The sequence below is a fragment of the Natronomonas sp. genome, from assembly GCF_036625485.1.
GTDB lineage: Archaea > Halobacteriota > Halobacteria > Halobacteriales > Haloarculaceae > Natronomonas.
The window spans coordinates 1-12,273 of sequence record NZ_JAZKTR010000004.1; the positions used below are offsets into that span (position 1 = coordinate 1).

Consider the following 12,273-nt stretch of genomic DNA (forward strand, 5'->3'; position numbering starts at 1 on the left):
CATGGGTGTCGCCGTCCCGAAGGCCGACGAGTAGCATGAGTAGTTCCGGGAGGGACTCCTTTACGAGACCGTCGTCGATAGTCAGCGTTCCGTCGTCGGAGAGGTCGGTGGATGCGTCACGAACGACCGCTTCGGTTCGCACCGCCGGGTCTCCCGACGATTCCGACTGCCTACCGTTCAGTTCACCGATCAGGCTCTGTAACGTTGCCTCTGAGCCGCGCTGTGAACTCATTTGCGAACCTCCAGCGAATCTTCCATATCTGGCCGTGTACTTCACGGTATATAAATTGGTGGTAATAAGCTATTAACGACGCTGTTGAAAGAAAACGAAAATCGACCGCATTCGGGTGGTTAATTACTACCTACCGGCCGGCGCATCGAGAAGCATTCGCTGGTTACTTCGTGGCTCGTGCCCGCCGGAACCGAGAACGCGACGCAGACGTCTTGGGGGTCGGCATCGGTCCGTTGCCAGCGCTTTTTGCCGCCTTTGGACCGAACGCCGCAGGCAGCATCGAGCGGGAGCGTGACCGCGCCGTCGAGCTCGCGCGCGGTTGTTTTTACTCGACTGGAAACCATCGTGCTAAACCTTGACGCGGGATAATACCGGCATATTAAGTGTGGCAACGAGCGCCGCCACTCGGCTGACCGAACCGATGGCCACCTAACTTATGGGCCCCCGATTAATATTCAGCCACATGAAACGTCGCGCGCTGCTGGCAGGTGTTCCGATGGCGTTGTTCGCTGGCTGTACCAGTCTCGTCGTCGATGGCGAAGCCGAGTTCGAAGCCCAGACGGCGACCGTCTCCGAGGAGGCCCGCTCCGAGGCCGGCTACGAGGAAGTCGAGGTCACAGAGAGCACCGTCGAGCGGGAACTGCCGGCGGGTCGAAAGGTCCGTGTCATCAACGTCCTCGCTGAATACTCCCGCACGGTCGATATCGGGCTCGGCCTCAGTGGGGAACTCGCCCGCTTTACCGCCGTCGCAACGCCGGAAGTCGACATCGCCGGCCAGGCGATGAACCCCGTCGCCGACATGGACAACGACGAACTCGCCGAACGGGTCCAACAGCAGTACGACAACGTCCAGAACGTCGAGAGCGTCGGCGACCGGACCACGGCCGTCGGCGACACCGAAACCACCGTCTCGAAATACGACGCCGAGGCCCAGACGAACGGCGAAAGCGTCGATATAAACATCCACATCTGCCGCATCCAGAGCGAGGGCGACTTCATCATCTGTGCCGGCGTCCACCCACGAGAGATCGACGAAGACTCCCGAATCGACACCCTGCTCGCCGGCATCCAGCACCCGGCCAGACGTTAGCCGACCAGTATCGGCCCGATCAACACCCCCATCAGGTGCGCTCGACGGGCGCGGAATCGCGCCGGCACCAACCCGATTATCGTCGCTGCAACGTAACAGCCCACACCGACGGGACCCGCGAACAGATACCCGACCGCGCCGAGTCCCACGAGAACGACGACCGACAGACGCGTCGGATCCAACCGACCGACGGCCAGTAGATAACGGTCCCCGAGGGCGAGTACGAGCACGAACCCGACCACAGCCGAGAGGGCGACTGCCGTGAGCAGATGCGGCATCGACAGCGGCACCTCCGCCTCGTCGATGGCGACAAGTACCCCCGTCCGTGGGGCGCCGAGCGCGACCAGCGCGAAGAGGGCGAAGATGGTATTCGCCGTGTTGACGCCCGAGGTAGTCACGACGAATCCTCGCGCGCCGTACCGTCCCGGCACCGCGAGCAGGGAAAGCGTCGCCGCGACGGCACTGGAGACGGCGGGCACGTAGCCGACGACGGCTCCGGCGACGGTGCCAAGCCCCGAGAGGCCAGCGAGCCCGCCTTTCGACAGGGCGACGGCCGGATCGTCCTGTGGCGGGACGCCCTCCCCGCCGATGGCGTCGATGAGGACGGGCGCACCGAACAGGCCCGCGAAAAGCGGCGCTAACACGCCACCGGCCGCAAGCGGTGCTTCTGGCGAGAGATCCAGCGTCGCGATGCCGAGCATCGCGCTCGTCACGAACGCGAACACGCCGATGGCCATCGAAGCGAGGCTTCGTTCGGTAAGGACGAGGATACCGACGACGGCCAGCAGGACGACCGACAGGTTCGCGCGGACGAGCGGCCACACCGCCACCATCGCCCGCGTGACCGGTATCGCAAGCGGCGCGGCGAGCAGCACGGCGATGCCACTACCCAGCGCCGACAACCGGAGTGCTTCCCGGCCCCGCCCTTCGAGCACGAGCCGATGGCCCGGCAGTGCCGCAACCGCCATCGCCGGGTCGGGCACGCCGAGCGCCAGCGTCGGCACGATCTCGAGGAACGTGTGTACGACCCCGGCCGCCAGCATCGCCATCCCCACCGAGAGCGGCGGCCCCGGGACCGACGGAGCGATGCCTGCCAACAACAGCGCCATGTTGTTCGCGTGGAGCCCCGGTATCAGGCCGCTGGCCGTCCCGAGGGCGATACCGCCGGCTACGAACGCCAGCGCTATCAGCGTGCTACGGGGCGCGACGGCCACCTCCATCGCGACGGGTTGGCCGCCTGTTGGTATTTAAACCCACGCTCCGCTATGGGCGAGCCACGGCGCTGCCGCTCTCCGGTCGATAAATAGAGAAGGTTGCTGTTGGCCAGTTTAGCCGAACAGTTCGCCGAGGCCTTCGCCGCCGTCCTCGTCGTCGCCGTCTTCCTCTTCTTCGGCTTCCGCTTCTTCTTCGGCTTCTTCCTCGGCCTCTTCGGCTTCGGCTTCTTCCTCGGCACCACCAGCGGCAGCGCCGCCAGCAGCGGCGCCGCCCGCGGGTGCGGCCGCGGCCGTCTCGATGGCCTCTTCGACGTCAACGTCTTCCAGCGCGGCGACGAGCGCCTTGACGCGGGATTCCTCGACGTCGACACCGGCCGCCTCGAGGACGTCCGTCAGCTTGTCTTCGTTGATCTCTTCGCCAGTCTCGTGCAGGATAAGTGCAGCGTAAACGTATTCCATTGTGTATCACCCGAACATGTCGCCGAGAGCGTCGCCGCCGTCACCTTCTTCCTCGTCGGTGTCGTCGGCCTCGCCTTCGGCTTCCGCTTCTTCTTCGTCGCTCGATTCGTCTTCGTCCTCGTCGGCCGCCTCGGCGGAGGCGTCTGCCTCAGCCGCGGGAGCCTCGACGCCGCGGAGTTCCTCGGGGAGCGCCTCCTCGTCGTCGATCTGGGCGGCCAGCGCGCGAACCTGCGCGTCGGCCGTGGAGACGAGGTCGTCCGCGAGGTCCGGGCTCTCGACGGCCGCCGAGAGACCGACGGACTTGGCCTCGCCCGCTGCCTTCGCGAGCAGCGTGGGGACCGTCCGTGCGGTCGGGTACTCGGAGTTGACCGCGAGGTTCCGGGCTGCGGCCGCGGCGGACTCGACGTCCGCGCGGTACTCCTCGACGTCGATGGCGAGTTCCTCGGGCGCGAACAGCACGCCGTCGGAGAACACGCCACGCAGGTCGAGACCGACCTCTTTCGGCTCGATGCCGAGTTCGCTGAGGACGTTCGCGAGGTCCTGGGAGACCTCTTCGCCAGCGTCCAGAACCTTCGAGTCCTCCATCACCTGGATGGAGCCCTCTTCGATGCGAGCGTTCGCACCGACGGCCTGCAGGTCGCCGACGAACGGACCCGGGTCGACGCCCGTGTCACCCTCGGGGATGACGATGTCGTTGGGCGCGACCTCACCGGCGCCGATGGGCGCGGGGGTCTTGGATTCCTCGAGCTGCTGGTAGAGCCCGAAGGGGTTGTCGTTCGTGCCGATGAGTCCGACCTGTCCGGCGACGTGTTCGGTCAGGTCTTCGAGGCCGTCGTCGACCTCTTCGAGGGCGCGAACGACCAGCGTGTTCCGCGAGACGCGCAGGGCTGCGGTGCCGTGCAGGTCACGGCGCATGTCCTGCAGCTGGCGGCTCGGGATGCCGGCGATGTCGACGACGCCGATCGAGTCGTATCGCTCGACGAACTCGACGATATCGTCGACTTCCTCGCGCTTCCACTGCGGAATCGTCTCGGTTTTGCGTTCGGAATCGGCTTCGGCGCTCATGCGGGCACCTCCACGGCCGGCCCCATCGTCGTCTTCACGTAGACTGCGTCGATGTTCTGCGGGCCCTTCTCGAGGTCCGTGAACAGACGACGCAGAATGACGTCGATGTTGTCGGAGATATCCTCGGCGTCCATGTCCTCGGCGCCGACGCGCGTGTGGAACGTACGTCGGTCACGGGAACGGACCTGAACGGTGTTCTTCATGCGGTTGACCGTCTCGACGACGTCGTCGTCGGGGTCCAACGGAGTCGGCATCTTCCCTCGGGGACCGAGCACGGTACCGAGGTAGCGACCGATGTCCTGCATCATGCTCTCTTCCGCGATGAAGAAGTCCGTCTCTTCAGCGAGGTCTTTCGCCGCGTCATCGTCGTCGCCGAGGTCTTCGAGGTCGTCGCTGTCGAGTACATCGTCAGCAACCTCTTCGGCCCGGAGGGCCGTTTCACCTTCGGCGAACACGACGATACGCGTGTCCTGGCCCGTACCCGCTGGTAGGACGATACTCTCGTCTACACGGTTGTTGGGGTCGTCTAGGTCTATGTCGCGCAAGTTGATCGCGAGGTCGACCGTTTCGCGGAAGTTCCGCTCAGGGGCGTCCTCGAGTGCGCGATCTACTGCGTCCTCTATCGAATTTGCCATCGTTCACCTCCGTAGTTGCAGCCACAAGGGCTACTACGGTGTGAAACAGGCTGCGCCTGTCTCGTTCGAAGCGACGAGGATGACGCACTTAAGGCCGTCGAACCCGCGGTGCCGAAGGCCGGTTTTCACCGCACGTCGCCGTCGAGAAAGCGGTCTTCGATATCCGGCGGCGGCACCATACAGCGGTCCCGCTGGCCGAACCAATCGTAGCGGTTGGCCGCCACGAACTCGTAGACTACATCGCGAATCGGACGTGGAACGACGACGAAGGGATAGAGGAGCGAGTAGGGGAACCCCAGCCGCTTGAGCATCCGGAGCGCTGCGGTCGATCTCGTGTAATAGTCGTCACCCTCGACGAGGACGAACGTCTCGAAGCTCTCGGTCGGCAAGTCGTGGCGTTCCAGCAACTGCTGGCCAGCCTCGGATTGGAGCGCGGCGAACCGAAAGCGGGCCTCCGGGTCCCGGTCGATGACCCACTGGACGAAGCCGTTACAGAGGTTGCACTTGCCGTCGAACAGCAGTATCGGCTTGTCGGTGGGAATATCGACATCGGTGTCGACCGACTCGGCGTTTGACACACCCGTTGCTACGTCTGCGAGAAGTAAAAAGAACGCGAGAAAACCCTCCCAAGACCGAACCGGTTTACGCTGCGGCTTCGGCTTGCTCGAACGCACCGAAAAACTCGCTTCGCTCGTTTTTCGAGCCTTTGCCTCGGCTTACGCTGCCGCTTCAGCCTCGGCAAAGGTGTCGTCGTACTCGCCGTCTTCGAGCCGCTGCTTGTAGGTGCGAGCGTCCTCGCCTTCGATGGTGACACCGAGGGAGACGCACGTGCCGGCGACCTCTTTGGAGGCGCCGCGGGCGTCGTAGGCGAGCAGGTCGGGGAGCTTCTGCTCGGCGATCTTCTTGAGCTGCTCGACGGACATGTCGGCGACGAAGTCCTCCTGCGGGACGCCGGAGCCCGTCTCGAAGTCGAGTTCGTCCTTGATGAGAGCCGCGGTCGGCGGGACACCGACCTCGATCTCGAAGGAGCCGTCGTCCTCGTAGGTAACGGTCACGGGGACTTCGGTGCCGTCGAACGCTTCCGTCTGGTCGTTGATCTCGTTGACAACCGCCTGCACGTCCACGGGCGTCGGGCCGAGTTCGGGGCCGAGCGGCGGCCCGGGGTTGGCCTGCCCACCGGGGACGAGCACTTCGATAGTTCCAGCCATACACGACAGGAGTGTCGCGGCGGTTTTAAGGGTTGTCGATTCCGCTCGGCGTGGGAGTCCGGGTCATGGCCGTCGACAAGCGTCGTAATCAGCGGCGAGAATCCAGCAAGGCAAGACGGGTCCCGAAGGTCATAAGCCCGCAGTGCCCTAGATTCGGAGCATGCAGGCGCTCGTCATCGTCGCCCACGGGTCGCATCTGAACCCGGACGCGAGTACGCCGACCTACGAACACGCCGACACCATCCGGGAGTCCGGCGTCTTCGACGAGGTCGCGACCGCGTTCTGGAAGGAGGAACCGTCGTTCCGCGAGGTGTTGCGGACCCTCGAAAGCGACGAAGTGTACGTCGTCCCGCTTTTCATCTCGGAGGGGTACTTCACCGAGGAGGTCATCCCCCGGGAACTCCGCCTCGACGACTGGGACGTCGAGGAGTGGGACTCCGACGGCACGAGCGCGACCCACGCGACGCTGGAGGCCGACGACGTCGACAAGACGGTTCACTACTGTGGCCCGGTCGGCACCCACGACGCGATGACCGACGTCATCGTCCGCCGCGCCGAGACGGTCACCGGCGACCCCGACGTCGGAGACGGGTTCGGCCTCGCCGTCGTCGGCCACGGCACCGAGCGCAACGAGAACTCCGCGAAGGCCATCGAGTACCACGCCGAACGCGTCGCCGAGAGCGGCCGCTTCGACGAGGTGAAAGCGCTGTTCATGGACGAGGACCCCGAGATCGACGACGTGACCGACTTCTTCGAGGTCGAGGACATCGTCGTCGTCCCGCTGTTCGTCGCCGACGGCTACCACACACAGGAGGACATCCCCGAGGACATGGGCCTGACCGACGACTACCGGAAGGGCTGGGACACCCCTGCCGAGGTCGACGGCCACCGCATATGGTATGCCGGCGCCGTCGGGACGGAGGCGCTGATGGCCGACGTCGTCCTCGAACGGGCGGCCGACGCCGGCGCCGACGTCGGCGACGCCATCGAGGAGGTTCGACGCCGCACGCGCGTGGCGGGCACCGATACCGACGCCAGCGCGAGCGCGGGGGACTGACCGTGAACGACACGCAACTGGACGCGCTCGTCGAGGCCGCCGACGAGGGCATCGACTACGACGGACTGCGCGTCACCCACGATGAGGGGAGCTACACCTTCGAAACGCCCGGCGAGCCCTACGAGGGCCTCGACGAGGACGGCCTCCGTGAGGTCGCCACCGAGAACCCGTGGCTGGTCTCGAACTGGTACTTCTGGACGCAAGTGGGCCGGCCCGAGCCCGAGCAGGACTTCCTCCGGTGGCTGGAGGGCGCCGACGAGCGATCCGTCACGAAACGATACGAATCGATGGCCGACGGCGGCCTCACCGAATCGTGGGGGCAACTCCACATCGAGATCTCGCTCGGCGACGACGGAACGCGCGTCTACACCGTCCGCAACGAGGAAGACGCCGACGCCGACCTCGATTCGCTGGCGGTCCACACCGACCCGCTCGACGCCCGCGAACTCGTCAAGCACGACGACCGGGGCCGCTATCGCCCGCTGAAGACGGCGCCGACGCTGCCGACCGGGTGGGCCTTCGTCGATCTGGACGGCCGCGCGCTCGGCCGCGCAGTCGACGTCATCTACCCGGTGACCATCGCCAACTGGCATCTGGAACGACAGGGCGAACTCGACGTCTCCCACTGGGTGCCGACGATGGAACGGCAGTCCGGCATCTACGGCGTCATCCAGACGTGGGACCGCGGCGAGGGCCACGAGCACGTCAACTGGGTCGCCGAGGCCTGCTGTGACGATTCCCAGTGTCTGAAGCGCCGCGAGTGGGGCTACGACGCCGAGACCGACCTCGAGGTCGACGGGGGCGACGGCGAGTTCCCGTGTCGGGAGCCCTGTTCGCTCGTCATCGCGGCCGCGCGACAGTGGACCAAACTCGAAGGCGAGGAGACCCGGACCTACGAGTTCGAACTCACGCCGAGCGAGAAAGAACAGATCGAGGCCATCATCGACACCGTCGCCGACGGCGAGGCCGACGAGGTCCGGGAGGCCGACGTCTACGACGGCGCCAACCGCTATCGGACGCGCTTCCTGCGGGCCAAGCGGTTCGACGAGGACGGCAACCTCTGTGGCGTCCCGACCGACGACGAATAGAGACGCCGTCAGACCAGCAGATAGTTCGCGGCGACCGCACAGGCGACGCCGGCGATGACGGCGAAAGCGCCGAGAACGAAGTTGATGCCGTCGGCGGCAAAGAGCGCGCCGATGGCGAGGAGGAGTGCGACGGCGCCGAGCACGCCGACCGGCAGGGCACGCATCGCGGGCGAGACCTCCGTGTCTTCCTGTTGTCGTGGCTTCGAGAGGTCCGGGTCGACCTCGACGGGTTCCTTCTCCGGCGTTCGGTCGAACTCGATGTCGACGTAGTGGGTCTCCTGGCCGTGGGCGGTGACGACCTTCAGTTTCCCGCGGACCAGATCCGACGGCCACTCCGTTCGGTCCCGCGTTTTGACCTCGACGTGTCGGGTCTCGTCGGTTTCGACGTAGTGGTTCGAGGCCTCGATACGCGCGATGTCCGAGAGGTGGTCGTCGAGGTGGACGTGGACGTGCGTCGGCTCGCCGTGGTTCGTCAACGCGATGGCGAAGGGGCCGTTCGCCTCGAAGGTGGTCGGCGCTTCGAGCGTGTGCAGCCCCGTCCGGTTGACATCGACAGCGAGCGTTTCGGTCACGGGCGTCGACTCGCGCGGTGGCCTAAAAAAGGCTACTGCTAGGCCGACTCACGGCCGAGACGGGAAATCGAACTCGGTCAGGCCGCCGCTTCGTCACGCATGTCCGGCGGTAGCAGGTTCGGAATGCCGTCCTCGATCGGGTATTCCTCGCCGCATTCGGTACAGACCAGTCGGCCCTCCAGGATCTCGTCGTCGTCCTCGCGGATGACCTCCAGTTCGAGGTCGCTTTTGTCGAGCGGACAGCACAGGATATCCATGAGCGACTCCTTCATACACGGGTCTCCGGCGGGCCGGGCCAAAAGTATGGCGGGTCCGACCGCTTCGGGGGAGTTTTGGCTCTCCCCGCCGAACGAAGGGACGTGACCGGCGGCACGTACACCCTGCTCGTCGAGGTGCCCGAGGCGACGACCATCACCGTCGGCGCCCTCGGCGACCAGCAGTTTCCTGCAGGCTGGTTCGCCTACACCGGCAGTGCCTTCGGGACCGGCGGGTTCGGCCGCGTCGACCGCCACTACGAACTCGCCGCCGGCGAACGGGACACGCGCCACTGGCATATCGACTACCTGCTGGGCCACCCCGACAGCCGGATCCGCGGCGACGTGCGGACGCCCGACGATGACGTCGAATGTGCCGTCGCGAGCGCGCTTCCCGACGGCCCCGTCGACGGCTTTGGGGCCTCCGACTGTACGTGTGGGAGTCACCTCGCGTATGCCGAGACGGGCGCCGACCTACAGTCGGCGGTCGCGGAAGCACACCGGCAGGCCCGGCCGGAATGAGCGAGTCCGTGCCGGCGGGGAGTCACGCGCGTGCGGTCGACGTGATGTAGATTCCGAACAGCACGACCGCGCCGCCGGCGACGGTCGCCACGCCCGGCACCTCCGCGAGCAACGCCACGCCGAGCAGCGTCGCACCCACGGGTTCGCCGAGCAGGGAGACGCTGACGACCGAGGATTCGACGTGTTCGAGCGCCCAGTTGATGACCGTATGGCCGAAGATGCCCGGCCCGACGGCCATTCCGAGGAAGATGAGCCACTCGCGGGTCGGATACCCGGTCAACTGGAGGTCCTGAAACAGGGCGACGACGAGCAACGTGAGCGCGCACGCGGAGTAGACCACCATCACGTAGGGAACGAGGGCGACCCGCTGGCGGAGCGACCGCCCAACCAGCACGTAGATGGCCGCCATGAGCGCGCCGAGGACAGCCAGGGCGTTGCCGAACAGCGGCTGCGAGCCGGCGATGGCGGCCCCGGAGACGAACTCGCTGGCCGACATGGCGACGATGCCGACGATGGCGACAGAGATGCCGGCGGCCTTCCGGAGGCCGATACGCTCACTTAAAAACAGCGCGGCGCCCAGGGCGACGAAGACCGGCTGTGACTGGACCAGCGTGACGCTGGCGGCGACGCTCGTCCATTCGAGGCTCTCGAAGTACGCCGAGAAGTGAACCGCCAGCGCCGCGCCCGTCAATCCGGCGATAAGCAGGTCTCGCGGTCCGAAGGCATCGAACTCGCCCCGATACCGGGTGAAGACGAACGGCGCAATCAGAAGCGTCGTCAACAGGACCCGATAGAACGCGAGGACGACGGCGTCGGCGGCGCTCCAGCGGGCGAGGATCGCACTCGTCGAGACGGCGACGATGGCGACCGCCAGCGCGAGAAGCGGCGGCGTCCGGGCTTCGAGACGGGCCAACACACCCGGACCCAGCAGCGACTGGAATAAGTCGGTTCCGCAACCGTCTGGGGCGACGCCGTCGGCGGGTTCCATAACCGCTTTCCCCGCGCGGGCGGAGCCTCGCGCATGGACGACGCCCGCGTCGGCGCGCTGTTGGTGCTCTGTTCAGCCGCGGGCTTCGGCACGCTCGGCATATTCGGCACCGTCGCCGGCGACGCCGGCCTCTCGATTCCGACCGTCCTCTTCTTCCGCTTCTCGCTGGCGACGGTGCTGGTGTGGGCCATCCTCGGCGTCCGCGGCCGTCTGGAACCCCTCCACGGCCGGAACCTGCTCGCCGGTATCGCCCTCGGCGCCTTCGGCTACGCCGCCATGTCCGGCCTCTACTTCCTCGGCCTCGAGTTCATGACCGCCGGTCTCGTCGGCATCATCCTCTATACCTACCCCGTCTTCGTCCTCGTGTTGGCCGCCGTGTTCCTGGACGAACCCATCGGTCGACGGAGCATCGCCGCGCTGGCGGTCACTCTCTCCGGCATCGCCCTCATCACCGGCGCCGACCCGGCGGCCGCCGACCCCCGCGGCGTCGGCATCGTCCTGCTGGCGGCGCTGGTCTACGCCAGTTACATCACCGCCAGCCGGACGACGCTGGAGGATGTGGCCGCCCCGATTCTGACCGCCCACGTCATGCCCGCCGCCGCCGTAACCTTCCTCGTCATCGGCCTCGGGACCGACTCGCTGGCGATGCCCTCCGGGACCGTCGCGTGGGGGACCATCCTCGCCATCGCCGTCTTCGCCACCGCCGTTCCGATATTCACCTTCTTCGCCGGCCTGTCGCGTATCGGCGCCGGCCCCGCCGCGATCATCAGCACCGTCGAACCCGTCATCACCGTCGCGTTGGGTGCGGCCTTCCTCGCCGAACCCGTCTCCGCCGTCGTTGTCGGCGGCGGGACGCTCGTGCTTCTCGGGGTCGTACTGGTTCCGCGACGGTAGGCGTCGTAGAGGACTCAGGGGACCGTTGCGGCAGTGACAGCTAAAGCCACCGCCCGTAGACGGCACCAACTTATAACGGAATGGGGGCGAACCCCGAAGCATGCTCGACGACACGGTCTGTATCGTCTGCGGTGGCGGCGGCGGCATCGGCGAGGAAACGGCGGCGGCGCTGGCCGACGAAGGCGCGGCAGTCGTGGTCAACGACCTCGGCGTCGACGTCTCCGGCGAGGGGGCCGACGAACAACCGGCCGAGGAGACTGTCGACAGAATCGAGGACTCGGGCGGTGAGGCGATGGCCCATTTCGGCGACGTGACCGACCTCGAGTACACGGAACAACTCATCGAGGACACCGTCGACGAATACGGCGCCGTCCACGCGGTGGTCAACTTCGCGGGCATCCTCCGGGACGGCATGTTGTTCAAGATGGACGAAGCCCAGTGGGACAGCGTCATCGACGTCCACCTGAAGGGGCATTTCTCCCTGCTTCGCAACGCCGCCGCTCACTGGCGCCAGCGGCACAAGGCCGAGGACGGCTTCGACCGCGAGCGCTCCTTTATCTGCGTCTCCAGCGGCGTCTCGGTCGGCAACATCGGACAGGCCAACTACTCGGCGGCGAAGGCCGGCATCCTCGGGTTGATGCGCACCGGTGCCCTCGAACTCGACCAGTACGACGTCCGCGTCAATGCCATGTGGCCGACCGCGCTGACTAGGATGACCGAGGACCTGCCCGGTATGGCCGGCATGGACGAGGAAGATATGGGCCCCCAGCACACCACCGGCGTACCCGTCTTCCTCGCCAGCGAGGCGGCGGAGGGTATCACGGGCTGTACCCTCGCCGTCGCTGGCGATAGCGTCTCGGTCGTCTCGGACCCCGAACGCGAGCGAAGCCTCTCGACGGATGCCGCTGACGGCTGGTCGGGCGACGAACTCGCCGACCGCTGGGAGGAACTCACGGAGGGCTACGAGACGCGGCGGTTGAATAGCGGGTATTAAA

General features: G+C 66.3%; 15 protein-coding genes. 6 read left to right on the top strand and 9 right to left on the bottom strand.

What is annotated here, in order from left to right:
- Window positions 1-695: 695 nt before the first annotated feature.
- Window positions 696-1,322, top strand: a complete 627-nt coding sequence (locus V5A53_RS00905; RefSeq protein WP_332311673.1) for a DUF6517 family protein — start codon at window positions 696-698, stop codon at window positions 1,320-1,322.
- Here the strand turns inward: V5A53_RS00905 and V5A53_RS00910 are convergent.
- The 6 genes from V5A53_RS00910 to V5A53_RS00935 form a co-directional block, all read right to left on the bottom strand.
- Complete coding sequence (locus V5A53_RS00910; protein WP_332311674.1) at window positions 1,319-2,542, bottom strand: tripartite tricarboxylate transporter permease; 1,224 nt, start codon at window positions 2,540-2,542, stop codon at window positions 1,319-1,321. The two genes, V5A53_RS00905 and V5A53_RS00910, sit on opposite strands and share 4 nt — an antisense overlap.
- Before the next feature lie 108 nt (window positions 2,543-2,650).
- A complete protein-coding gene (rpl12p, locus tag V5A53_RS00915; RefSeq protein ID WP_332311675.1) occupies window positions 2,651-2,995 on the bottom strand; it encodes a 50S ribosomal protein P1 in 345 nt (114 codons plus the stop codon).
- 6 nt (window positions 2,996-3,001) lie between these two features.
- Window positions 3,002-4,060: a 50S ribosomal protein L10 gene (locus V5A53_RS00920; protein ID WP_332311676.1), complete on the bottom strand. Its 1,059-nt coding sequence runs from the start codon at window positions 4,058-4,060 to the stop codon at window positions 3,002-3,004.
- Entirely contained in the window at window positions 4,057-4,695 is a 639-nt protein-coding gene (locus tag V5A53_RS00925) for a 50S ribosomal protein L1 (protein ID WP_332311677.1), read from the bottom strand. The genes V5A53_RS00920 and V5A53_RS00925 overlap by 4 nt, the downstream gene beginning before the upstream one ends.
- Window positions 4,696-4,820: 125 nt before the next feature.
- Window positions 4,821-5,273 (bottom strand): thiol-disulfide oxidoreductase DCC family protein, encoded by a 453-nt coding sequence (locus tag V5A53_RS00930; protein WP_332311678.1) that lies wholly within the window; start codon window positions 5,271-5,273, stop codon window positions 4,821-4,823.
- Window positions 5,274-5,411: 138 nt separating this feature from the next.
- The gene (locus tag V5A53_RS00935) at window positions 5,412-5,903 is read right to left on the bottom strand and encodes a 50S ribosomal protein L11 (RefSeq protein ID WP_332311679.1); all 492 of its coding nucleotides are present in this window, start codon (window positions 5,901-5,903) and stop codon (window positions 5,412-5,414) included.
- A 160-nt stretch (window positions 5,904-6,063) separates the two neighbouring features.
- Here V5A53_RS00935 and V5A53_RS00940 point away from each other — a divergent pair, with 160 nt between their 5' ends.
- Entirely contained in the window at window positions 6,064-6,960 is an 897-nt protein-coding gene (locus V5A53_RS00940) for a CbiX/SirB N-terminal domain-containing protein (RefSeq protein ID WP_332311680.1), read from the top strand.
- A 2-nt stretch (window positions 6,961-6,962) separates the two neighbouring features.
- Window positions 6,963-8,048, top strand: coding sequence for a DR2241 family protein (locus tag V5A53_RS00945; RefSeq protein ID WP_332311681.1), 1,086 nt, complete (start codon window positions 6,963-6,965; stop codon window positions 8,046-8,048).
- 8 nt (window positions 8,049-8,056) lie between these two features.
- On the opposite strand, the gene V5A53_RS00950 is transcribed toward V5A53_RS00945, so the two are convergent.
- Together V5A53_RS00950 and V5A53_RS00955 are read right to left on the bottom strand one after the other, a co-directional pair.
- Window positions 8,057-8,620 carry a DUF7524 family protein gene (locus tag V5A53_RS00950; protein WP_332311682.1) on the bottom strand — a complete coding sequence of 188 codons (564 nt, stop codon included), beginning with the start codon at window positions 8,618-8,620 and terminating at the stop codon, window positions 8,057-8,059.
- Window positions 8,621-8,697: 77 nt separating this feature from the next.
- A complete protein-coding gene (locus V5A53_RS00955) occupies window positions 8,698-8,892 on the bottom strand; it encodes a methytransferase partner Trm112 (protein ID WP_332311683.1) in 195 nt (64 codons plus the stop codon).
- 87 nt (window positions 8,893-8,979) lie between these two features.
- Between V5A53_RS00955 and V5A53_RS00960 the strand changes: the two genes are divergently transcribed.
- Window positions 8,980-9,396 carry a GIY-YIG nuclease family protein gene (locus V5A53_RS00960; RefSeq protein WP_332311684.1) on the top strand — a complete coding sequence of 139 codons (417 nt, stop codon included), beginning with the start codon at window positions 8,980-8,982 and terminating at the stop codon, window positions 9,394-9,396.
- A gap of 22 nt (window positions 9,397-9,418) precedes the next feature.
- Here the strand turns inward: V5A53_RS00960 and V5A53_RS00965 are convergent, their stop codons facing one another.
- Window positions 9,419-10,384, bottom strand: coding sequence for a DMT family transporter (locus tag V5A53_RS00965; protein WP_332311685.1), 966 nt, complete (start codon window positions 10,382-10,384; stop codon window positions 9,419-9,421).
- Between the two features lie 33 nt (window positions 10,385-10,417).
- Between V5A53_RS00965 and V5A53_RS00970 the strand changes: the two genes are divergently transcribed.
- Both V5A53_RS00970 and V5A53_RS00975 read left to right on the top strand, forming a co-directional pair.
- Complete coding sequence (locus V5A53_RS00970; protein ID WP_332311686.1) at window positions 10,418-11,278, top strand: DMT family transporter; 861 nt, start codon at window positions 10,418-10,420, stop codon at window positions 11,276-11,278.
- 100 nt (window positions 11,279-11,378) lie between these two features.
- A complete protein-coding gene (locus V5A53_RS00975) occupies window positions 11,379-12,272 on the top strand; it encodes an SDR family NAD(P)-dependent oxidoreductase (RefSeq protein ID WP_332311687.1) in 894 nt (297 codons plus the stop codon).
- The last annotated feature ends 1 nt before the right edge of the window (window position 12,273 follow it).